Genomic DNA, 21,529 nt, shown 5'->3' on the forward strand with positions numbered 1-21,529 from the left:
ATCTATATATACTTATATACGGTTATAAAATAGAAAAACTTCCTCTATAAAGGATGAGATTTCCATAATGACTTTGGCTAGTAAAAGACTTTATTTAATATTCGCTCTACTCATGACACTTGCCGGCTGTACCACAGTACAAACGCCAGTAACGCAGGTAAACTGGCAGGCACATCAAACTAAATTAGAACAACTCGATCAATACCGTCTGTCCGGTAAATTAGGCTATATTTCACCGCAGAAGCGCCAATCCATGAATTTTCAATGGATAAAATCACCCGATAAAACAGACTTGCGTTTAACCAACTTTCTTGGCCAAACTGTGCTGCACCTTACGGTAGACAGTCACGGTGCAAAAGTAGAAACGTATGATGACCAAGTATTTACAGACCCAAATCCTGAGGTACTCATTACTCGTTTAACTGGGTTAGTTCTGCCATTAAAATCACTCCAAGATTGGATTGTAGGCCTACCAAGTAACGCGGATGATTATATTCTCAACACCAACAATACTCTGGCATCATTAGTCAAAACCATCGGGGGACAACGTTGGTTAGTTACTTACACTGATTACGGCGAATATCCAAAGGGGAAAGAGACGCTACCTCTTCCAACTAAGCTAAAATTGGTGCAAAACCAAACTAAATTACACATCGTTATTACCAAATGGACTCTGCCACAATGATAAGCACCACAACTCACTGGCCTTCGCCCGCCAAACTAAATCTGTTTTTATACATCAATGGGCAAAGAGACAATGGGTATCATGAACTGCAAACGTTATTTCAGTTTTTAGATTATGGCGATGAGCTTGCCATTACGCCCAATCAATCTGGAGAGATAACGATTACTCCTGAGATTGCAGGGTTACCTTTAGAATCAAACCTCATTTGGCAGGCAGCCACCGCCCTGCAAACACAGACAAACACAGCATTGGGCGCAGACATACAACTGAACAAAGTATTGCCCATGGGTGGCGGCATTGGCGGAGGCTCATCCAATGCGGCAACAGCATTGGTTGCATTAAATCTTATCTGGCAAACCAATTTAAGCGACGATCAACTGGCAGAAATTGGACTGGCACTTGGCGCTGATGTTCCCGTTTTTGTGAAAGGATTCGCTGCCTTTGCCGAAGGGGTCGGTGAAAAATTATCCCAAGTTGAACCAGAAGAAAAATGGTACTTGGTGATTCGCCCTAATGTTGCCATTTCGACCAAAGATATTTTCACTCATCCGGATCTCACAAGAAATACGCCTAAGCGAGGATTATCAACCCTTCTAGAGTCACCATACGAAAACGATTGCGAAAAAATTGTCCGATTACTGTACCCAGAGGTTGATAAGAAACTTTTTTGGCTGCTACAATACGCGCCGTCAAGATTGACCGGGACGGGATCTTGCATTTTTGCTGAGTTTTCCAGTGAGCAAGAAGCAACCGCTGTCCTTGCCAAACTTGTTGATAATGTCTCAGCGTTTGTCGCCCAAGGGCGCAATATATCCCCGCTAAAAGAGACACTTGCTGCCTATAGTGCAGCACAGACCCTTTCTATTTAAAAACTGGACGCAACCCTGAGGTTTCCACCGTGCCTGATATGAAGCTATTTGCTGGTAACGCCACACCTGAACTAGCCCAACGTATTGCTGATCGTCTCTACATTTCTCTTGGTGATGCTACAGTTTCCCGTTTCTCTGACGGTGAAGTTGCAGTACAAATCAACGAGAACGTTCGTGGTAGTGATGTATTTATTATTCAATCAACTTGTGCACCAACCAACGACAACCTAATGGAACTGGTGGTGATGATTGATGCAATGCGCCGCGCTTCAGCAGGCCGTATTACTGCTGTAATCCCTTATTTTGGTTATGCTCGCCAAGATCGCCGCGTACGTTCTGCTCGTGTGCCAATCACAGCTAAAGTTGTTGCTGATTTCCTATCTAACGTGGGTGTTGACCGCGTTCTTACCATCGACCTTCATGCTGAACAAATCCAAGGTTTCTTCGACGTTCCTGTTGATAACATTTTCGGCACACCAGTACTTCTAGAAGACATGATCGAACGTGATTTAGAAGATCCAGTCGTTGTTTCTCCTGACCTTGGCGGTGTTGTTCGCGCTCGTGCAACTGCGAAAGCTATGGGTGATATCGACATTGCTATCGTTGATAAACGTCGCCCTCGTGCAAACGTTTCTGAAGTAATGAACCTTATCGGTGACGTTGAAGGTCGTGACTGCATCATCGTTGATGACATGATCGATACAGGTGGTACTCTTTGTAAAGCAGCTGAAGCATTGAAAAACCGCGGCGCAAAACGTGTATTTGCTTACGCAACTCACGCTGTTTTCTCCGGTAATGCAGCGAAAAACATCAAAAGTTCAGTGTTGGATCAAGTCATCGTGACCGATTCAATCACATTGAGCAAAGAAATGGCGGCAACTGGCAAAGTATGTCAATTGACCCTTTCAACTATGCTTGCAGAAGCTATTCGTCGCATCAGTAACGAAGAATCTATTTCAGCGATGTTTAATCAATAAACGTCCAGTTGAATAATAAAGCGCCTTATCGGTTTGGTAAGGCGCTTTTTATTTACCCGCTATTCGCCCTATCTCGCGCCAATCAGTAAATCTGTGCTATCATACGGCGCTTTTCTGTTTACGAAGGGATAATAACCTTGAGTCAACCAATAAAATTATTAGTCGGATTAGGTAATCCGGGGCCTGAATACACCAGAACACGCCACAATGCTGGTGCGTGGGTAATTGAAGAATTGGCACGTATCACCAATACGCCATTAAAAAATGAACCTAAGTTCTATGGTCTTACAGCGCGTATTACGGTTAATGGCTCAGATCTTCGTTTACTGATCCCCACAACATTTATGAACTTATCTGGTAAAGCGGTCTCTGCTATGGCGAAGTTTTACCAGATTGCACCGGAAGAAATCATGATCGCACATGATGAACTTGATCTTCCTCCAGGTGTGGCTAAGTTCAAAAAGGGAGGAGGTCATGGTGGCCATAATGGTCTAAAAGACACCATCTCTAAATTAGGTAACAACAAAGAATTTTACCGTCTGCGGATTGGCATTGGTCATCCCGGACACAAAGATAAAGTAGCAGGCTATGTGTTAGGCAAAGCTCCCGCTAAAGAGCAGGAGTGTTTAGACGCCGTGGTCGATGAATCCGTTCGTTGTCTCGACATTTTGCTTAAAGATGGTCTAACGAAAGCACAAAACCGCTTACACACGTTCAAAGCTGAATAAGGTTATAGTCATGGGTTTTAAATGTGGCATTGTGGGTTTACCAAATGTTGGTAAATCGACTCTTTTTAATGCGCTTACTAAAGCAGGTATTGAAGCGGCTAACTTCCCGTTTTGTACCATCGAACCAAATACAGGTGTCGTTCCTGTTCCGGATTTGCGTTTAGATGCACTCGCAGAAATCGTTAACCCAGAGCGTATTTTACCGACAACCATGGAATTTGTGGATATCGCAGGACTCGTTGCCGGCGCTTCTAAAGGTGAAGGTTTAGGTAACAAATTCCTAGCGAACATCCGCGAAACTGACGCTATCGGTCATGTTGTTCGTTGTTTTGAAAACGAAAACATCGTTCACGTAGCCGGTAAAGTATCGCCACTTGAAGATATTGAAGTCATCAACTTAGAGCTAGCACTTGCTGACTTAGACAGTTGTGAGCGAGCAATGCAACGCCAAGCAAAACGTGCGAAAGGCGGTGATAAAGAGGCGAAGTTTGAAATTTCAGTCCTAGAAAAACTGCTTCCAGTATTCACTGAAGGCGGTTCTGCTCGCTCGGTTGAATTAAGTAAAGAAGAGTTAACCGCTGTAGGTTATCTAAACTTCTTAACCCTTAAGCCAACCATGTACATTGCAAACGTTAACGAAGATGGCTTTGAAGAAAACCCCTATCTTGACGCTGTTCGTGAACATGCTGAGAAAGAAAATGCAGTTGTAGTGCCTGTTTGTGCTGCAATTGAATCTGAAATGGCAGAGCTCGAAGATGAAGAACGTGACGAATTCCTAGCCGATCTTGGCATTGAGGAGCCAGGTTTAAATCGCGTTATTCGTTCTGGCTACGAATTGTTAGATCTTCAAACCTACTTCACTGCTGGTGTTAAAGAAGTTCGCGCATGGACAATTCCTGTAGGAGCAACAGCACCTCAAGCAGCAGGTAAGATTCACACTGACTTCGAACGTGGTTTTATCCGTGCTGAAGTTGTCGGTTATGACGACTTTATTCAATACCGCGGTGAAAACGGCGCAAAAGAAGCAGGTAAATGGCGTCTTGAAGGTAAAGACTACATCGTTAAAGACGGTGATGTAGTTCACTTCCGCTTCAATGTCTAAGCATTAATTCTGTTTACTGTTCAAAAAGCCAACCGCCTGCGGTTGGCTTTTTCTTTTGGCAAAAGAAAGCTGCAAAATTGACTCGGCTCAATATGAATAAAAATGTTGTTTTGCTAGCAGTTTTTGATCATAAACGCGCCTCTTCGTCTAAAAAAAAACCGAACAGTCACTTTTCGGGAATTTATTCAAAAAAACTGTTGACGGTACACGGTCATATCCGCATAATGCGCTCCGTTCTCAACAAGAAGGCAACTTCTTGAAAGAGACAAAAATGGCTACGTAGCTCAGTTGGTTAGAGCACATCACTCATAATGATGGGGTCACAGGTTCGAATCCCGTCGTAGCCACCATTTCCTAAGCACTTTTTGCTAGAGTTTTTAGGAAATTACAATTTAATGTGCGGAAGTGGCGAAATTGGTAGACGCCGCAAGGTGTGGGAGTTCAAGTCTCCCCTTCCGCACCACTATTTAGATAGCATTAGCTATCACCTTAGGTCTATCGCCAAGTGGTAAGGCAGCGGCTTTTGATGCCGCCATCCCCTGGTTCGAATCCAGGTAGACCTGCCATATTTCAGTAAGTATCAATACTTAAAAAAGTATTGGAACTCAGAGTGAGATTGTATTATATTGTCTCGCTCGAAAAACGGCTACGTAGCTCAGTTGGTTAGAGCACATCACTCATAATGATGGGGTCACAGGTTCGAATCCCGTCGTAGCCACCATTTCCTAAGCACTTTTTGCTAGAGTTTTTAGGAAATTACAATTTAATGTGCGGAAGTGGCGAAATTGGTAGACGCACCAGATTTAGGTTCTGGCGCCGCAAGGTGTGGGAGTTCAAGTCTCCCCTTCCGCACCANGACCTGCCATATTACAACGATGATTTGATTGTCTATCCAAGTCANNTTATCTACAGAACAAGTTGCGGAAGTGGCGAAATTGGTAGACGCACCAGATTTAGGTTCTGGCGCCGCAAGGTGTGGGAGTTCAAGTCTCCCCTTCCGCACCANTATTTAGATAGCATTAGCTATCACCGTAGGTCTATCGCCAAGTGGTAAGGCAGCGGCTTTTGATGCCGCCATNCCCTGGTTCGAATCCAGGTAGACCTGCCATATTACAACGATGATTTGATTGTCTATCCAAGTCANNTTATCTACAGAACAAGTTGCGGAAGTGGCGAAATTGGTAGACGCACCAGATTTAGGTTCTGGCGCCGCAAGGTGTGGGAGTTCAAGTCTCCCCTTCCGCACCANGACCTGCCATATTACAACGATGATTTGATTGTCTATCCAAGTCANNTTATCTACAGAACAAGTTGCGGAAGTGGCGAAATTGGTAGACGCACCAGATTTAGGTTCTGGCGCCGCAAGGTGTGGGAGTTCAAGTCTCCCCTTCCGCACCACTATTTAGAGTGGCTACGTAGCTCAGTTGGTTAGAGCACATCACTCATAATGATGGGGTCACAGGTTCGAATCCCGTCGTAGCCACCATTTATAATTTTCACTTGATCCAACCTCTCGGTTAGAGAATTGACTGACACTATATAGCGTGCCGCTTTCAACGAGCTTAAGAGCCTAATTCTTATCTCCGCACCAGTGCTTCAAGTGAGTTTACCGCAGGTCTATCGCCAAGCGGTAAGGCTACGGGTTCTGATCCCGTCATCCCAGGTTCGAATCCTGGTAGACCTGCCATACACAACGATGATTCGATATAGTCTATCCGAGTCGAGTTATCTACAGAATAAGTTGCGGAAGTGGCGAAATTGGTAGACGCACCAGATTTAGGTTCTGGCGCCGCAAGGTGTGGGAGTTCAAGTCTCCCCTTCCGCACCATATTAACAAAACCCAGCTTCGGCTGGGTTTTGTTTTATCTGGTGGTTATACCTAGACAAAAAAATCCAGCCGAAGCTGGATTTTGGTCTTTGAAAGGGGAAATATCTTTTAACCAAGTAACGCAAGTGCCGCTTGAGGCGCCTGTTTTGCTTGAGCCAATACTGAGCTTGATGCTTGCCCCAGTATTTGTGACTTCGTTAATGCCGTTGTTTCTTTGGCAAAATCCGTATCTTTAATACGACTCTTAGATGCATTCACATTTTCGTTAATGTTATCTAAGTTGCTAATTGCATGTCCAAATCGGTTTTGGAATGCACCCAATTCCGCCCGGTTACTATCAACATATTTCAATGCTGAGTCGACTACAGCAACAGCTTGCTGAGCGCCTCCGACCGTCGTCACATCAATATCATTAACCGTTTCTGCTTTGCCAGCTCCCATATTAAGCTCACCAGCTAAACTGCCACCGAATGTTAATGGGCCAGACACTTTGCTACTGTCGGTAAACATTTGCAGCTTACCATCTTGATCAACGGATGCTGATATTAGATTGGTTTGACCATTTATATAGGTTGCTAACTCTTCAATATCATCGCCTTTTTTTGCTTTAATATTGATCGTTTGATCTTGGCCACTCATTTTATCTTTGAGAGTAATCGTTAGATCATTCGCGCCCTCTTTAACGCTCCAATCTTTGCCCTTACTATTTTGAGCAACATACGCACTGCCACCCATCAAGCTTGTGTCACTGCGCATACTGTTAAGGTTAAGATTTACCGCCTCGCCACTCATTGCGCCGATTTGAAATGCCTTACTACCAAATGTACCATTGAGTAGCTTATTTCCACCAAATGAGGTGGTTTCCGCCACACGGTTAAGTTCGTCATTCAAAGCCGTCACTTCTTCCTGAATCGCTTGACGATCAGACTTAGAGTTTGAGCCGTTAGACGATTGTAAAGATAGATCACGTATGCGTTGTAGAATATTGGTTGTCTCTTTCATTGCGCCTTCAGCTGTCTGCGCAATAGAGATACCATCATTCGCATTTCGTACAGCGACGTCTAAACCACGACTCTGAACATTTAAGCGATTCGAAATTTGCAGCCCAGCTGCATCATCCTTAGCGCTATTAATGCGAAACCCTGAAGATAACCGTTCCATTGAATTTTGCTGAGCTGCGCTCGCGCTATTCAAGTAACGCTGTGCCGTCATTGCTGACACGTTCGTATTAACATTTACCGCCATTGTGGTGCCTCCTAGTGATTTTCCGACTTAGCGGAACTCCCGAGCGGTTTCCGACGTCTCGGAAAACCAGTAGTTCTCTCAAAGTTATCTCTAATAGCGGCCTATTTATCGGCTACTTTAGATAAAGCGGATAAAAAAGAACCAAATCGTAGGAAGATTCACCAAGTTGTGCTCACTCACACGAAACACAAAGAAACACCAAGAAATCGCTAAAGTTTTCTATAGATCTGACGAATGGTTTTATCTTAATAAAAGACTCAGTAAATAAATAACAAGATGGAGAGAAGTCAGAATGGAGAAAAAGAAAAGCCCCTTTCCTTTGAGAGAACCGGGGCTATTGGTATTTAGCCATCGCCAATGTGGAGATCAAGAGAAATGAACACATGGCTGACCATTCGCATGACTACATCAAATAAAAAGCAGGTTTGATTGAGAGAGCTTTTTACATTTCAATAATCATACGTTGCCAAAGAAGCCTCATCACACACTCACGTCTGAGCTCATTGATGAAGCCTCCAAGATTACTGCAATAATTTCATTGCAGCATTTGGCAACTGTTTCGCTTGGGCAAGGATAGATGTCCCAGCCTGTTGCAGAATTTGTGCTTTGGTAAGTTCAGTGGTTTCTTTCGCAAAGTCGGTATCTTTAATACGACTTTTTGATGCTTCCACGTTTTCTTGAATGTTAGATAAGTTACTGATGCTATGACCCAAGCGGTTTTGTTTTGCACCAAGGTCTGCACGCTGCGCATCCACGTATTTTAACGCAGCATCGAGCACACCAACCGCGTTTTGTGAACCACCAACTGTAGTAATATCAATATCATTAACTGTAGTTTTTTGACCGGGGCCGCCATTAAGGCCTAATTCAGAAGCTAAACCACCCGATATATTTAGGTTACCTTGCATGCCGTACTGAGGCATAAATAATTGTAACTTACCATCTTGGTCGACAGAGGCTTTCAAGTCATCTGTTTGACCATTGATATAGGTAGCAAGTTCCTCAATATCATCACCTGGTTTTGCCATAATATCGATTGTTACAGGTTTACCTGCGCCATCAGTGTATTCAAACTTAAGATCGCGTCCTTGTGGAGGAACCCCCCAATCTTTTGTTTTACCGTTTAACGCTTTAAAAGTTTCGCCACCCATACGATAATCATCAGCACGAACACTGGTTAAACCAACGATGATCGCTTCACCTGAGCTCGAACCGATTTGGAATGCAGACTCACCAAAAGTACCGTTCAGTAACTTACGACCACCAAATGATGTCGTTTCAGCAATTCGATTCAACTCATCTTGCAAAGCTGTCGATTCTTCATTCAACGCCTTACGTTCAGATGCCGAGTTGGTACCGTTAGCGGATTGCAAAGCCAAATCACGCATACGCTGTAAAATGTTAGTCGATTCATTCATTGCCCCTTCAGCTGTTTGGGCAATTGAAATTCCGTCATTGGCGTTACGCATTGCTACTTCCAAACCACGAGACTGCGCGCTCAAACGGTTTGATATTTGTAGACCCGCTGCATCATCTTTTGCACTGTTAATACGGTTACCTGATGACAAACGCTCCATTGACGTATTAAGTTCGTTTGAAGCTTTGTTTAGGTAACGCTGAGCCGTCATTGCCGAGACGTTAGTATTTACGTTAATGGTCATAGTTTGCTCTCCTGTCGAGTTCGCAAGCCCTTTGCGAAGCGGTCAGCTTTACTCTGTTTGGAAGCATGACCGGTAATCACTGGGTTAAACCAGCTCAATGCCAGTTTAATCGGGTATTCACCCTATAAATTGTTTAATTCAATTACTGTGCCAACTTATAAGCTGGGAATTAAAAAATTAAATTATTCAGCTTATTCAATTGGTTACATATATAACGATCAATACAATCTATTGCATAAGCATTTAGATTGCCACCAGCTACAGAGGGCGTTGCCGCTCAGTTGCCGCTTTTTGCCTACCTAGTAGATAGAGCAACTTTCAGGCCAATATTTAACCAAACTCCCTTCGCTCATACGGCATTGCACGTAAGGCATTGAAGGTTAGATATAATTAAATAAAGTTAAATCTTTCGTTTTACCAAATGCTTTCTGTGACGCTTCTAAAGCTCGCGTATTTTCATTGAATTCAATAACGGCATCCGAATAATCAAGATCTTCAAATTCGCTTTTAGACTTAGCTAAACTCAGCTTGAAATCCTGATGTTGTTCTTCTTGAATATCTAACGTATCAAGTCGCGCACCGATATCAGTTCGTGCTTTATTCAAATGAATAAACGCATGATGCAGTTCTTCCGTCGCTTGTTGAAGTTTGGCGGTGGCAGAAGCATCTGAAACCGAAGCTTTTGAATATTCGACGGCATCTTTAAAACTATCGAAAATGCTGTACGTTTTACGCGGTGTTAAATCCAATTCGTCACCGGCGGTAATTTGCCCTTTCACGTGAATTGTGAGTACATTATTGCCGCTTTGATATTTAATCCCTTCTTTAGGATCAAATTCACTCGCCTGAACAACGCTGCCGTTTTGTGATAACTGATAACCAAATTTACCTGTTGGTAATTTATTAAAGGTCACTTTATAGGTTGAGTCGTCGTTAGTATCAGTATTGGTTGCGCGCTCAAGCAGTAACTCTGAGCCCTTATTCAACTTATAATCAGGTTCGTAATCACCAAATGGATTATCAATTTCCATGAATAACTTGCTACCAGGACTGTTAAATGGCATTTCTTGACTATTTGAAATACGCATTTTGCGCTGGTAATCATCACCGGAATAAGAAACATTGCCTTCGTTATCCCGAAAAAATGGCTGATTTTTAGGCTTGGTGCCAGCAAAAATATAGTTACCGGATTCATCCTGTGAATTAGCCAAATTGAGAAAGTTACTTCCCATCTCTTCAAGTTCTCGGGCATGTGCTTCGCGATCTTGTGGTGATAATGAACCGTTAATCATTTCCATCACATTACGTGTCGCATCATCAGCAAAATCTTCCGCATTAGACATCAACACTTCTTGGTGCTCTAGTCGATTTCGGACCAATGTAATAGCATCGAGATACTGACGAACCTGCTCTTCTTGTTGAGATACATTTTGAATGTAATGAGTCGCCAATGGATTATCTGCCGCTGATAACAATTTTTTACCTGACGCTAATTGCGCTTGGTTATGGTGAACTTTTGTTTCCTGACGACGTAAATCATTTTGCACAGTCTGATAGTTGTGGAAGCTAGAGATACGGTTGATCATTTACTCTCCTCCCTCTATCTCAATGCCAATATTGTTTTGAACGTATCATTAGCAGCTTGGATGATACGAGACGATGCCATATACGCCTGCTGAAATTTCATCATATTAGCCGCTTCTTCATCCAAGTTTACCCCGGAAACAGAAGCCACTCGATCCGCTGCGTTTTGCTGCTCTAAACGCGCAACATCCGTCAAGCGTGATGCTGTAGATAGCTTCAACCCAGTATTGGTATTCAAGTTGTGATAAACATCGATCAACGTGGACTCGTTATCATCCAAATTTTTCGCATTTTGAATATCAATCATCTTACGCAAGTTACCGTTATCTCCTTCAGAAGGGACAAGGTTGGCGGTAAATTTATCTTTGGGTAATGCCCCTGAGGTTAACTCAAACTGTGTACCTTGGTAGCTGACCGGTCCGCTTGGTGGATAGGCTTGATTGTCCAGCAACACTTTGCCGTTCTTATCACGAATCGAAAACATATCGCCTTTATCATTAATCACGACTTGGAACTCTCGCAGAGCGCCAGCTTCTTTGATAGTGAACTTAGCTTTACCTTGAGCAAATGTATTTGATGCCTCATAACTTTGAGCAGCAAGCTTCTCCGCATCGGTAAACTGAACTTTAATATCACCAGCACCACTTCGAGTTGGACGAATCAACACGCGTTCCCCTGTATCAGGCGCGTTATTGACCTGAATCCGCATCCCGTCTAATTCGCTGAGATCACCATTAGCGTTCTGCACATACAGATTGCCACCACTTTCGATTAAGGTTTTTTTATCGCCATTGGGCATGGCGGCAATATAATCACTGCCATCGTATTGCAGGGAATACTCACCACCTTTGAGTGCAGATACATCATCAATATAAACCGCCATATCAGCACTTGAGTTACTGGCTGTTACTACACGTGATTTAGCAATACGTTCTGAGTTAACATCGGTAAATAAGTCATCGCCAACATCACCATTGAGATCTAAACCTTGTTTTTGTAGTTTGTTCACTTGGTAGGAAAATGCCGTTGACATACGACCAATTTCATCCAAAAGATCGGGAATGTTTTTATCACGCATTTCAAATAAAGCACCAAGCTTACCGCCGATATCACGATGAGTAATCGGTTTAACCGCACCACCTTCTACCATGGCCAAACGACGCTGTTTAACATCTGGATACCCATCAATCATTTTTAATTGACTCGCTTCTGTGCCAGAAACCAAGGTATTGCCATTACCGATGTGGACGTTAAAACCTTCACCATTTTTACGTGGGGTTACCGTAACTTTGGTATATTGTGAAAGCTCTTTAATTAATTTTTCGTGCTTGTCCATCAAATCATTATGTGGACCGGGTTCTCTCATCATCAAACGTTGTAAATCACGAATTTCAATGGCCAGTTGGTTAATGCGTTTAATCCCAACGGTTAACCCTTCGTTTGTATTTTCGTATTGACGACGAACCGTCTCGTGAAAGTCATTTAAGTTCTGCGCAATAATGTTGGCTTTTTCTAACACGACTTTACGCGCACCAACATCATTTGGTGTATCGGATGATGTTTTTACCGCATCAAACCAATCGTTTAAATTTTGAGGGATTTTCTTTGAAGCAACCGAAGAAAGTAACTTAGAGAGCATTTCTAAATTTTCTTCGTGATCGCGCTTATTTGAGAAGTTGGTAGTGGCAAGGTTCAGCTCTTTAACGGCAAATTGATCCCAAGAGCGGCGAACATTGTCCACATGGACACCCATACCATAAGTTTGCCCACCAAATTGGCGAGGCATATTGGTCCCTTGGATCACAGACTGACGGCTGTAACCCTCTGTATTAACATTAGAAATGTTATGACCAGTGGTATTGAGTTGTCTCTGAGAGGTAAGAACACTTTGCCTACCTATATTCAGAAGATCAGACGCCATATTGCCCCCAAAAACCTGTAAAAACACCAGCAAAAACTGGCTCCCTACAGAGATAAAGCAACATATATGCCAATTAATGTTTTAGTCGGTAAGCGGTAGAAATATAAGAAGAAAAACAAGGAGGTCGAAAATAAAATACCGGTTACCCAAACAGCAACCGGCATACGATTTTCTACGTAGAACGACTCTATCTACAAATCTGTCACTCGGTTATAAGATTAAATCTTGTTCATCGATTCGATTTGCGATTTCAATTTCAATACCTTATCTGCGTAATTTGGATCAGTTGCATAACCTGCCTGATGGACATTACGGATAAAGTTTTCATCCCCTTTCTGAGCAAGCGCATTACTGTAACGAGGATTGTTCTTCAAGAAGTGCACATAATCATCAAAACTGGCTTGATAACTTGGGTAAGCACGAAAAGCAGCTTTTTCCATCACTGGGGTATTATCTTGATATTCCAGTGTTTGAGTCGCGATCTTATCCCCTTTCCATCCAGAGCTTGCTTTTATATTGAAAAGGTTATTACTTGTTTCACGCGCATTCTTCACCATTTTTTGTCCCCAACCGGTCTCTAGAGCGGCTTGAGCCAATAACAAGGTAGAATCAACCCCTAGCATTTTGGCGGCTTTATCTGCATAAGGCTTCATTGTTTTGACAAAAGACTGTGGCGAATCAAATTTGGTTGCAGTGCTGCTTACTGGCACTTTTGTAGCTGGTTCTGAAGATACATGTATCGGTGTTGCCAACTGCTCTGAAGCTTTCTCTGCTCTGACTTGATGAACACGTTCCATTGCATCATGGAAAGTTCGCTCACCTTGATCATTCACTAGGTTAGCCTGAGAAAGCTGTTTAACTATCATATCAGCAAGTCCTAATGAGCCATGAGCACTTAAGCTGCTTGCCATCTGTTCATCTTTCATTTTTTGATACATGTCGCCTGCTTGGCTATCAAACATGCCAGATTTAAACGCAGAGTTTGCATCACGCATCGACTTTAACATCATCGACGTAAAAATAGATTCAAACTGACGCGCCGCCGCTTGCAAAGCTTCTTTCTCAGAAGCTTTATCCCCTTTCACCGCTTTTTTACGAAGGCTATCAAGTCCAGCAATATCTTGGATAAAGCCAATGTCATTTGCGTTATTGATTGAGTTTGCCATGCCACTGCTCCCTAGATAATGATCAATTGGCCTTCAATAGCTCCAGCTTGTTTTAATGCTTGGAGAATGGCCATTAAGTCAGAAGGTGCCGCCCCAACTTCATTGACGGCTCTCACAAGATCATCCAATGTCGTCCCTGTTTGGAATTTAAACATCTTGCCTTTCTTCTCTGACACTTCAATATCAGAATCGGGGACAACAGCAGTCTGACCACCAGAAAACCCATTAGGTTGACTCACATTAAGATTTTCCTTAATAGCGACAGTCATACCACCATGAGTGACCGCAGCTGGTTTAAGACGAACATGTTCACCGACAACAATGGTACCGGTACGAGAGTTTACGATAATTTTCGCAGCACCATCTGCTGGATTAAACTCTAGGTTTTCAATAGTAGATAGAAAAGCAACTCGTTGGCTGACATCTCTCGGCGCTCTGACCTTAATCGATGTGGCATCTACTGGAGAGGCCATATTAGGCCCTAAGAAATTATTCACCGCATCAGCAAGACGTTGTGCGGTTGTAAAGTCTGATTGGAATAAATTAAAAGTGATGTAATCACCGCGGCTAAATGGACTTGGTATTTCACGTTCAACCGTCGCGCCACTAGAAATCATACCTACCGTCGGCGTATTGCCAACCAGTTTAGAACCGTCAGCACCAGTAGCACTGAAGCCACTGACAACTAAGTTACCCTGAGCGACTGCATACACCTTGCCATCAAGACCTTTAAGCATCGTTTGCATTAAAGTACCGCCCCGCAGACTCTTAGCAGAACCAATCGATGATACCGTGACATCCACTTCTTGACCGGGCTTCGAAAACGCTGGCAATTCAGCGGTTACCATCACAGCGGCAACGTTTTTGGTTTTAGGGCTAGTACCCTCCGGCAATTGAATGCCGAACTTCTGCAGCATGGTATTAAAGCTTTGGTCGGTAAATGGTGTCGATTCTCCAGTGCCTGGCAGACCGGTCACAAGACCATAGCCAACTAACTGGTTACTACGCACGCCCGCAACCTGAGCTACATCCTTGATGCGAGCGGCTTGAACGCTTGCAACAACGAACATTAATATCACGAAGGTGAGCTTTTTCATTGGATAACCCTTATAAAAAAATGAGGCCATATAGACCTCATTTTCATCATTATACTGTCAAATCTTCGACGTCGAGATCTTGTCTATAGGGAGACATTAAAAAATCGTGCCAAAAATCCAGGTTCCTGCATATCTTGTTGGTTACCAGTACCAGAATATTGAATTCGAGCATTCGCAATTCTTGTAGAATCAATGGTGTTATCGTTGGCAATATCATCTGGTCGGACCGTACCACTTAGCCGTACATATTCATCACCCGTGTTCAATGTCATCCATTTTTCACCGCGGATAACTAAATTGCCATTCGCCAGAACGTCAACAACTTGAACAGAAATCGAACCACTGATGCTATTACTCTGGTTTGCCGCAGAGCTACCAGAGAATTTGTTATCGTTTTTCAGCGCATATGAGAAGTTATAATTGCCCATCTTCAACTCCTGCCCACCGACGCTCAGTGGATCCATTGAAGCATCATTATTTTTCGATAGGTCAGCATCTGCACTTTTGGCCGCTTTAGTGCTTTCATTGAGATTAACAGTAATGATGTCACCTAAACCATGCGGTTTTGAATCATCGTATAATCCACGCTCTCCATCAGGATTAAACAAAGAGCCGGTTTCTGCTGCATAATGTTCGGGTTTCTGTTTCGGACGCACTGGTGCCCATGCCGGATCATCTTGCACGGGATCGGTTCTTTGCCGCAGCGTATCGACCAATCCATCCAGACCCTTCGATGAATTATTTGCAGAAGTATTCCCTTCAACGGCATCGACCACTGTAGGTGTTTGTTCAGTCGGCGTATTCTGTTGCAGAAAGTTACTACATCCCGACAGCAACACCACCAAACATGATAGGCTTGTTAACTTCTTCATCCCGTGTCTCTCACTCTTAACGCTGATATTAATCAACTCAACATCAATTTAACCAAAAACTTAAAGCTGCTGATTCACGTAGCTCATCATTTTATCCACGGCAGAGATCACTTTAGAGTTCATTTCATAGACACGCTGAGCTTCAATCATGTTTACGAGTTCTTCAGTGACGTTAACGTTAGAGCTTTCCAACATGTTTTGTCGAATATTCCCCATACCATCTAGTCCCGGAACCCCTTCTTGTGGATCACCACTTGCGCCCGTTGGTAAGTAAAGGTTTTGACCAATTGGCTCTAAACCACCAGGGTTAATAAAATCAGTGGTCGTAATTTGCCCTAACACTTGGTTATTCTGTTGGCCACGGATACGTGCCGATACTTCACCATCGTTACCAATCGTGATTGAAATAGCGTTTTGTGGCACCACGATTTGGGGCTGTAATGGGTAACCACTACCTGACGTTACGATGGTGCCTTCATCATTTAGAGTAAACTGACCATTACGGGTATAACCAATGTTGCCGTCTGGCATTAGAATCTGGAAGAAACCATCACCTTCAATCATCATATCTAATGCGTTAGATGTAGTCTGAGCATTACCATTGGTATGTACTTTTTGAGTTGCTACCACTTTTGAACCGGCGCCTAACATCAGGCCACTTGGTGCCTCTGTATTTTGCGATGTTTGACCGCCAGGTTGGTTAATGTTTTGGTAAAACAGATCCTCAAAAACCGCACGACTCTTTTTAAAGCCAACGGTTGAGGCGTTGGCAAGGTTGTTCGATATCGTCGCAATATTGGTTTGCTGAGCGTCTAAGCCGGTCTTACTGACCCATAGTGCTGGTTGCATACTTAACTCCCGTGACTCTCACTAACTCATACGGAGCAGCGAATCGGACGTCTTGTCGTTATCTTCTGCCGTGCGCATCATTTTTACTTGCATTTCAAAACGACGCTGTAAATCGATTAGGTTGGTCATTTCACCAACCGCATTAACGTTACTGCCCTCTAACGCTCCCGTTAGAACTTTCACACTTGCATCCGCATCATAAGTGGCATTTGGGTCTTTCGCGCGAAATAGGCCATTCACATCTTTAAATAAGGAACGATCATTCGGCTTAACCAATTTAATACGGTCAACCACTTCCATCGCATCCGGTGGAGCCCCTTGAGGTCGTACTGAAATTGTTCCATCGTTGCCAATCTCAATCTTACTCAATGGTACAGGTAGTGTGATCGGTGCGCCTGTTTCTCCCAGCACTGGATAACCATTGCCGTTTAGTAACAGACCCGTTTGATCAATACGCAAATTACCGTTACGTGTTAATCCCTCTTTACCGGTTTTATCAACCACAGAGATCCAACCCTGACCCTGAATCGTAATATCCAAATCCCGGCCTGTAGTAATCACGCTGCCTTGTTTGAAATCGTTTCCTGGTCGTTCTGTCATACTGAATACGCGGCTCGGTAAACCTTCACCATAAGCCTGCATAGACCGAGCTTGCTCTAAGTCAGCGCGAAAGCCAGTTGTACTCACGTTTGCCAAGTTGTTGGCTCGTAGCTGCATGGCTTGCATATTTTGTTTAGCGCCACTCATGGCAAGATACAGTGCGCGGTCCATAATTCGCTCCAATAAACACGTCTTGTGATTATATAAAGCAATAGGCGTGCCAATTTAAAATTGCTATTTAAATCAATTTATTAGCTTTATTTGTAGAGAAAATATATCGGAAGGTATAACAATAAACGGCAAGGAGGCAAACAAACAGAGCCAGCGATTGCCGCTGACTCTGCCACCCGATCCTTAACGAATCTGGAGGATATTTTGTTGTAGCTGGTTATGTACTTCTAGCGCACGAGAGTTCGCTTGGAAGTTACGCTGAGCTGAGATTAAATCCACCAACTCTTGGGTCATGTCGATATTTGATTGTTCAAGGGTACCGTTTTTAATAGCACCAAATGAACCTTTGTTCGACTCGCCCCAAATTTTATCACCTGAGAACTGAGTAGAATCCCATTGCGTACCGCTCTTCTTATCCAAACCTTGTTCGTTAGGTACACGAACCAGTGCCACACGACCAAGAGTCACGTTCTCACCATTTGAATAAGTCCCAAGTACACTACCATTTTCATCAAAATCAATCTTGGTTAAGAAGCCCGTTGTCGCGCCATCTTCATCAAACTTAGTGAGTTCAAATGGAGCAGCAAACTGCGTTGCCGACTGCAAATCAAATGACAATGTTTGAGTCGGATCGGCTCCGTTAAGATCAACAGGTGGCGTTCCTGAACCTAGCTGTTGAGACAAGATCGGTTGACCATTGTTTACACTGGCTAAAGTACCATCGTTATTAAATTTCAGAGTGTGACCAACTTGGCCACTTCCTGCCACAGCATCACCACCTGTGATATTGATAGGCTTTTCACCCTCTTTATCTGTCATGGTGTAGTAAACCTGCCATGTATTTGCTTGAGTCTGATCTTTCAAATAATACGTGGTCAATTTATACGACTGTCCCATCGAGTCATAGATGGTAGAAGACGTTGAACGGTTGTACGTCTCTGGATCACTATAATCAAACAAAGTTGGATCCTTTAACTTACCGTTAGCAGGCAAGTTAGCGCCAATAGTAATATTCGCGGTCTGTTTTGGCTTACCAAACTCTGCCGGGATCTTAAGAGGTTGAGGCTCGTAAGAGAGCACTTGACCCGTTTCAGGATCCACATTATAGCCAAGCAATGACTCATCGTTAGCATTGACCATGTAGTCATTCTTATCGAGGTGAAATGCGCCGTTACGCGTTAGCTCATTTTGCTGTGGCGTCATACGATCTTTCGCCACGGCAAAGAAGCCGGTACCAGCAACACGCAAATCCATAGGGTTGTTGGTATAAATACTCGACCCCTCATGAAATTGTTGTGATACTTTTTGCGCTTGAACACCACCACCAGGGGTTGTTTTCGCGTTAGTGAACAGTGAGTTTGAATACACATCACCGAACTCGGCACGAGACTCTTTAAAGCCGTAAGTGTTTGCGTTCGCGATGTTGTTACTCGTGGTATTCAAATCCAACTGAGCTGCGGATAAACCGCTAAGAGAGACATAGCTTGCCATTCCAAATTCTCCTATCTGGCTAGCGCTTAATTACGCTTTACCAACTTCCAGTACTTCAGCAAGTCGAACTGGTGAATCAAAACCAGCCAGATTGAGCAGTACATTACCATTACCTTTGCCGAGTAATACGCTATTTACATTGGCGTATGTGGAAACACTGAAGTCTTTGCTTGCGCCATCAATGAGGCCTGCAGCTTTAACTTTGTATTTTCCGGCCGGCAATGGATTACCGTTCTGGTCTTTGCCGTCCCATTCGATACGAGAATCGCCCGAAGGTTTCGCTCCTGCATCAAAGGTACGAACTAATTGACCGTGTGAATCTTCAATACGAACCATCAGGTTATCGACAGATTTTGGTACTTTCACCATAGCTGCCATACCTGCGCCATCTTTCTTAATTCCGGCAGCGCCAGGAACTAAGACGTCTCGACCGACCAGAGACGATGCTTGCAAGGCCTGATTTGAGGTCATAGATGAGTTCAGGCTTTCGAACTGTTTGTTCATTTTCCCGATACCATCGACGGTCGCAAACGAAGCCATCTGGGCAATCATCTGGTCATTGCTAACCGGCTTAAAAGGATCTTGCTGAGACAATTGCTTGGTAAGCAAAGATAAGAAATCTTCCTGTTTAAGGTCTTTCTTACCTGTTGTTTCATCAGGCTTCTTGTTCTCTTGTAGATTTTTAAGCTGATCAACATAGGACAAGCCGCTTTGACCAACGTTATTGACTCCGGCCATACGCTAACTCCTTATCCTTATTGACCCATCTGCAGCGTACGCAGCAGCATCTGTTTACTCGCATCTGCTACTTGCACATTGGTTTGGTATGCACGAGAAGCAGAAATCATATTGGCCATTTCTTCCATTACGTTCACATTTGGTTTGTAAATATAACCATCAGCGTTCGCAAGTGGATGATCCGGATTATACTCAGCAACGAGAGGCTTGTTGCTCTCAACGATGCCAAGCACCTTCACAGGTACATTCGGATCATTACGGTAACGCGCTTTGTTTAACTCAGCACCGAACACAGCATGGCGGGCTTTGTAAGTGTCCTTTGCAGAACTACTAACACTATCCGCATTAGCTAAGTTACTTGAAGTGGTATTTAGACGAACAGATTCAGCACTCATGGCAGAACCAGTTACATTGAATACATTAAATAAGCCCATCTAACTACTCCCCTTTAATTGCTTTTGTTAAGCCTTTAAACTTGCCGCCTAGGAAATCTAGTGCCGCCTGATGACGTAATTGGTTTTGCATAAACAAGTTACGCTCCAAATCGACATCAACTGTGTTACCGTCGCCCGTATCTGGCTGAGTAGGAATACGATATTCCACTTCACCTGACATAGAGCTAGAGGCAGGAATATGCCGACTATTGGTTCGATCGAGACTAACACTTGCCCCCGATGTTGCCGCCTGCAATGCCTTTTGAAAGTCCATCCCTTTTGCTTTAAATCCAGGGGTATCCGCTTGAGCAATGTTCGTTGCAATCAACTCTGCATTGTGCTCACGTAGACCAACTGTGTATTGGTGTATCCCTAGAGCTTTATCAAAAGAAATAGCCATGTTTTGCCTCTTTAATTCAGAACTGACCGTACTGCATGAATAACTGCAATTAGCATACCAACTTTCATAATTCATCATTGAAAATGGGTTGAGCCAGGTTCGATATTGTTCACAGAGTGCAAATAGCACGCCATGTTTCACTTAGGTAGTTTTAGAATGTCACTCTAATGTATATACCAAAAAGGACAGAATTGATACCTATCGCTCGGTTAGAGTAGAGGAGGATAAAATAAAAAAACCTCGACACTAGTGCCGAGGTTTATCAGTAAATCAAACATTATCGCTATTTTAATTTATAGATGATACCTGGGTTACAGCGTACCATTTCGAAACGGTCTGTCAGTCCAGTCAACGATTCTGATGCACCAAGCAATAGATATCCACCTGGATTCAAACATCCTGCCATCTGATTAAGAACTTTCGATTTCATATCAGCAGAAAAGTAAATCAGAACATTACGACAAAAGATAATATCGAACTTGCCCAGCAGAGAATAACTTTCCATCAAGTTCTGGGGACGAAAGTTAACGAGGCGCTTAACGTTATCTTTTACTTTCATCCGACCGTCACCGGCATCTTCAAAGAAAGTACGGCGACGCTCTGGAGATAATCCACGCCCTAATGCAAGGTTGTCGTAAATACCAGCCTTACACATATCGAGCATGCTCGTAGATATATCTGTCGCTGTGATTGATACGTTAGGTAACATTCCTGGACGCTTCTGCTGAACCTCTAAAATGGTCATTCCCATTGAATAAGGTTCTTGACCAGACGAACTTGCCGCCGACCAAATTTTTATCGGTCGTTTGTTTGCCGCCATCTCTGGTAACAATTTATCAGCAAGAACTTGAAACGGATAAGTGTCGCGAAACCATAACGTTTCGTTGGTGGTCATAGCGTCAACAGCCGCGACACGTAAATCACGGTTGCGCCCAGAAACAACGTCACGTAACAAATCAGACAATGTTCCACATTTGAACCTTGCAACGAGTGGGCTTAATCGACTACGAACCAAATATTGCTTGCTATCCCCCAGTACGATACCGCACTGGGATTCTAAGAATCGACAAAATTCACGATATTCTTGATCGCTTATAGTTATAGCAGTCAT

The 21,529-nt window shown here is 43.4% G+C and carries 19 protein-coding genes and 12 tRNA genes; 17 read left to right on the plus strand and 14 right to left on the minus strand.

What is annotated here, in order from left to right:
• Positions 1 to 67: 67 nt before the first annotated feature.
• The 17 genes from lolB to F9817_RS00085 all read left to right on the plus strand — a co-directional run bounded on the left by lolB (position 68) and on the right by F9817_RS00085 (position 6,189).
• A complete protein-coding gene (gene lolB / locus F9817_RS00005; RefSeq protein WP_161152915.1) occupies positions 68 to 685 on the plus strand; it encodes a lipoprotein insertase outer membrane protein LolB in 618 nt (205 codons plus the stop codon).
• Positions 667 to 1,554, plus strand: coding sequence for a 4-(cytidine 5'-diphospho)-2-C-methyl-D-erythritol kinase (ispE, locus tag F9817_RS00010; protein ID WP_202436291.1), 888 nt, complete (start codon positions 667 to 669; stop codon positions 1,552 to 1,554). Before lolB ends, ispE begins: the two co-directional genes overlap by 19 nt.
• Before the next feature lie 29 nt (positions 1,555 to 1,583).
• Positions 1,584 to 2,531, plus strand: coding sequence for a ribose-phosphate pyrophosphokinase (locus tag F9817_RS00015; protein ID WP_161152917.1), 948 nt, complete (start codon positions 1,584 to 1,586; stop codon positions 2,529 to 2,531).
• A gap of 137 nt (positions 2,532 to 2,668) precedes the next feature.
• Positions 2,669 to 3,259 (plus strand): aminoacyl-tRNA hydrolase, encoded by a 591-nt coding sequence (gene pth, locus F9817_RS00020; protein WP_161152918.1) that lies wholly within the window; start codon positions 2,669 to 2,671, stop codon positions 3,257 to 3,259.
• Between the two features lie 10 nt (positions 3,260 to 3,269).
• On the plus strand, positions 3,270 to 4,361 hold the full coding sequence (gene ychF / locus F9817_RS00025) for a redox-regulated ATPase YchF (protein ID WP_161152919.1): 1,092 nt from the start codon (positions 3,270 to 3,272) through the stop codon (positions 4,359 to 4,361).
• Between the two features lie 273 nt (positions 4,362 to 4,634).
• Positions 4,635 to 4,711: transfer RNA gene (locus tag F9817_RS00030), tRNA-Met, on the plus strand.
• Positions 4,712 to 4,760: 49 nt separating this feature from the next.
• Positions 4,761 to 4,824: transfer RNA gene (locus F9817_RS00035), tRNA-OTHER, on the plus strand.
• 28 nt (positions 4,825 to 4,852) lie between these two features.
• Positions 4,853 to 4,927: transfer RNA gene (locus F9817_RS00040), tRNA-Gln, on the plus strand.
• A 78-nt stretch (positions 4,928 to 5,005) separates the two neighbouring features.
• A tRNA-Met gene (locus F9817_RS00045) sits at positions 5,006 to 5,082 on the plus strand.
• A 49-nt stretch (positions 5,083 to 5,131) separates the two neighbouring features.
• A tRNA-Leu gene (locus tag F9817_RS00050) sits at positions 5,132 to 5,216 on the plus strand.
• A gap of 65 nt (positions 5,217 to 5,281) precedes the next feature.
• Positions 5,282 to 5,366, plus strand: a tRNA-Leu gene (locus F9817_RS00055).
• A gap of 28 nt (positions 5,367 to 5,394) precedes the next feature.
• Positions 5,395 to 5,469 (plus strand) — tRNA-Gln (locus tag F9817_RS00060).
• A gap of 55 nt (positions 5,470 to 5,524) precedes the next feature.
• Positions 5,525 to 5,609, plus strand: a tRNA-Leu gene (locus tag F9817_RS00065).
• 65 nt (positions 5,610 to 5,674) lie between these two features.
• Positions 5,675 to 5,759, plus strand: a tRNA-Leu gene (locus tag F9817_RS00070).
• A gap of 11 nt (positions 5,760 to 5,770) precedes the next feature.
• Positions 5,771 to 5,847: transfer RNA gene (locus F9817_RS00075), tRNA-Met, on the plus strand.
• A 127-nt stretch (positions 5,848 to 5,974) separates the two neighbouring features.
• Positions 5,975 to 6,048 (plus strand) — tRNA-Gln (locus tag F9817_RS00080).
• A gap of 56 nt (positions 6,049 to 6,104) precedes the next feature.
• A tRNA-Leu gene (locus tag F9817_RS00085) sits at positions 6,105 to 6,189 on the plus strand.
• A 108-nt stretch (positions 6,190 to 6,297) separates the two neighbouring features.
• Here the strand turns inward: F9817_RS00085 and F9817_RS00090 are convergent.
• From F9817_RS00090 to F9817_RS00155, 14 genes are all read right to left on the minus strand, one after another.
• Positions 6,298 to 7,434, minus strand: coding sequence for a flagellin (locus F9817_RS00090; protein ID WP_161152920.1), 1,137 nt, complete (start codon positions 7,432 to 7,434; stop codon positions 6,298 to 6,300).
• Between the two features lie 521 nt (positions 7,435 to 7,955).
• A complete protein-coding gene (locus F9817_RS00095) occupies positions 7,956 to 9,095 on the minus strand; it encodes a flagellin (RefSeq protein WP_161152921.1) in 1,140 nt (379 codons plus the stop codon).
• 380 nt (positions 9,096 to 9,475) lie between these two features.
• Complete coding sequence (flgL, locus tag F9817_RS00100) at positions 9,476 to 10,681, minus strand: flagellar hook-associated protein FlgL (RefSeq protein WP_161152922.1); 1,206 nt, start codon at positions 10,679 to 10,681, stop codon at positions 9,476 to 9,478.
• A 14-nt stretch (positions 10,682 to 10,695) separates the two neighbouring features.
• The gene (flgK, locus tag F9817_RS00105) at positions 10,696 to 12,600 is read right to left on the minus strand and encodes a flagellar hook-associated protein FlgK (RefSeq protein ID WP_161152923.1); all 1,905 of its coding nucleotides are present in this window, start codon (positions 12,598 to 12,600) and stop codon (positions 10,696 to 10,698) included.
• Between the two features lie 218 nt (positions 12,601 to 12,818).
• Positions 12,819 to 13,766, minus strand: a complete 948-nt coding sequence (gene flgJ, locus F9817_RS00110) for a flagellar assembly peptidoglycan hydrolase FlgJ (protein WP_161152924.1) — start codon at positions 13,764 to 13,766, stop codon at positions 12,819 to 12,821.
• Between the two features lie 11 nt (positions 13,767 to 13,777).
• A complete protein-coding gene (locus tag F9817_RS00115) occupies positions 13,778 to 14,863 on the minus strand; it encodes a flagellar basal body P-ring protein FlgI (RefSeq protein WP_161152925.1) in 1,086 nt (361 codons plus the stop codon).
• An 83-nt stretch (positions 14,864 to 14,946) separates the two neighbouring features.
• Positions 14,947 to 15,735, minus strand: coding sequence for a flagellar basal body L-ring protein FlgH (gene flgH / locus F9817_RS00120; RefSeq protein WP_161152926.1), 789 nt, complete (start codon positions 15,733 to 15,735; stop codon positions 14,947 to 14,949).
• Between the two features lie 60 nt (positions 15,736 to 15,795).
• Positions 15,796 to 16,584, minus strand: coding sequence for a flagellar basal-body rod protein FlgG (flgG, locus tag F9817_RS00125; protein ID WP_161152927.1), 789 nt, complete (start codon positions 16,582 to 16,584; stop codon positions 15,796 to 15,798).
• A 21-nt stretch (positions 16,585 to 16,605) separates the two neighbouring features.
• Positions 16,606 to 17,355 carry a flagellar basal-body rod protein FlgF gene (flgF, locus tag F9817_RS00130; RefSeq protein WP_161152928.1) on the minus strand — a complete coding sequence of 250 codons (750 nt, stop codon included), beginning with the start codon at positions 17,353 to 17,355 and terminating at the stop codon, positions 16,606 to 16,608.
• Between the two features lie 183 nt (positions 17,356 to 17,538).
• On the minus strand, positions 17,539 to 18,846 hold the full coding sequence (flgE, locus tag F9817_RS00135; protein WP_161152929.1) for a flagellar hook protein FlgE: 1,308 nt from the start codon (positions 18,844 to 18,846) through the stop codon (positions 17,539 to 17,541).
• A gap of 30 nt (positions 18,847 to 18,876) precedes the next feature.
• A complete protein-coding gene (flgD, locus tag F9817_RS00140) occupies positions 18,877 to 19,584 on the minus strand; it encodes a flagellar hook assembly protein FlgD (RefSeq protein WP_161152930.1) in 708 nt (235 codons plus the stop codon).
• 17 nt (positions 19,585 to 19,601) lie between these two features.
• A complete protein-coding gene (gene flgC / locus F9817_RS00145; RefSeq protein ID WP_161152931.1) occupies positions 19,602 to 20,018 on the minus strand; it encodes a flagellar basal body rod protein FlgC in 417 nt (138 codons plus the stop codon).
• A 4-nt stretch (positions 20,019 to 20,022) separates the two neighbouring features.
• Positions 20,023 to 20,418 carry a flagellar basal body rod protein FlgB gene (gene flgB, locus F9817_RS00150; RefSeq protein ID WP_161152932.1) on the minus strand — a complete coding sequence of 132 codons (396 nt, stop codon included), beginning with the start codon at positions 20,416 to 20,418 and terminating at the stop codon, positions 20,023 to 20,025.
• Positions 20,419 to 20,701: 283 nt separating this feature from the next.
• Positions 20,702 to 21,529, minus strand: a complete 828-nt coding sequence (locus tag F9817_RS00155; RefSeq protein WP_161152933.1) for a CheR family methyltransferase — start codon at positions 21,527 to 21,529, stop codon at positions 20,702 to 20,704.

The sequence above is a fragment of the Vibrio eleionomae genome (assembly GCF_009874545.1).
GTDB classification, from domain to species: domain Bacteria; phylum Pseudomonadota; class Gammaproteobacteria; order Enterobacterales; family Vibrionaceae; genus Vibrio; species Vibrio nitrifigilis.

What these genes read in the sequence shown, in the direction of transcription:
- lolB (WP_161152915.1), top strand. Translation starts at nt 68, where the DNA reads ATGACTTTGGCTAGTAAAAGACTTTATTTAATATTCGCTCTACTCATG.
- ispE (WP_202436291.1), top strand. Translation starts at nt 667, where the DNA reads ATGGACTCTGCCACAATGATAAGCACCACAACTCACTGGCCTTCGCCC.
- ychF (WP_161152919.1), top strand. Translation starts at nt 3,270, where the DNA reads ATGGGTTTTAAATGTGGCATTGTGGGTTTACCAAATGTTGGTAAATCG.
- F9817_RS00090 (WP_161152920.1), bottom strand. Translation starts at nt 7,434, where the DNA reads ATGGCGGTAAATGTTAATACGAACGTGTCAGCAATGACGGCACAGCGT.
- F9817_RS00095 (WP_161152921.1), bottom strand. Translation starts at nt 9,095, where the DNA reads ATGACCATTAACGTAAATACTAACGTCTCGGCAATGACGGCTCAGCGT.
- flgL (WP_161152922.1), bottom strand. Translation starts at nt 10,681, where the DNA reads ATGATCAACCGTATCTCTAGCTTCCACAACTATCAGACTGTGCAAAAT.
- flgK (WP_161152923.1), bottom strand. Translation starts at nt 12,600, where the DNA reads ATGGCGTCTGATCTTCTGAATATAGGTAGGCAAAGTGTTCTTACCTCT.
- flgJ (WP_161152924.1), bottom strand. Translation starts at nt 13,766, where the DNA reads ATGGCAAACTCAATCAATAACGCAAATGACATTGGCTTTATCCAAGAT.
- F9817_RS00115 (WP_161152925.1), bottom strand. Translation starts at nt 14,863, where the DNA reads ATGAAAAAGCTCACCTTCGTGATATTAATGTTCGTTGTTGCAAGCGTT.
- flgH (WP_161152926.1), bottom strand. Translation starts at nt 15,735, where the DNA reads ATGAAGAAGTTAACAAGCCTATCATGTTTGGTGGTGTTGCTGTCGGGA.
- flgG (WP_161152927.1), bottom strand. Translation starts at nt 16,584, where the DNA reads ATGCAACCAGCACTATGGGTCAGTAAGACCGGCTTAGACGCTCAGCAA.
- flgF (WP_161152928.1), bottom strand. Translation starts at nt 17,355, where the DNA reads ATGGACCGCGCACTGTATCTTGCCATGAGTGGCGCTAAACAAAATATG.
- flgE (WP_161152929.1), bottom strand. Translation starts at nt 18,846, where the DNA reads ATGGCAAGCTATGTCTCTCTTAGCGGTTTATCCGCAGCTCAGTTGGAT.
- flgD (WP_161152930.1), bottom strand. Translation starts at nt 19,584, where the DNA reads ATGGCCGGAGTCAATAACGTTGGTCAAAGCGGCTTGTCCTATGTTGAT.
- flgC (WP_161152931.1), bottom strand. Translation starts at nt 20,018, where the DNA reads ATGGGCTTATTTAATGTATTCAATGTAACTGGTTCTGCCATGAGTGCT.
- flgB (WP_161152932.1), bottom strand. Translation starts at nt 20,418, where the DNA reads ATGGCTATTTCTTTTGATAAAGCTCTAGGGATACACCAATACACAGTT.
- F9817_RS00155 (WP_161152933.1), bottom strand. Translation starts at nt 21,529, where the DNA reads ATGACTGCTATAACTATAAGCGATCAAGAATATCGTGAATTTTGTCGA.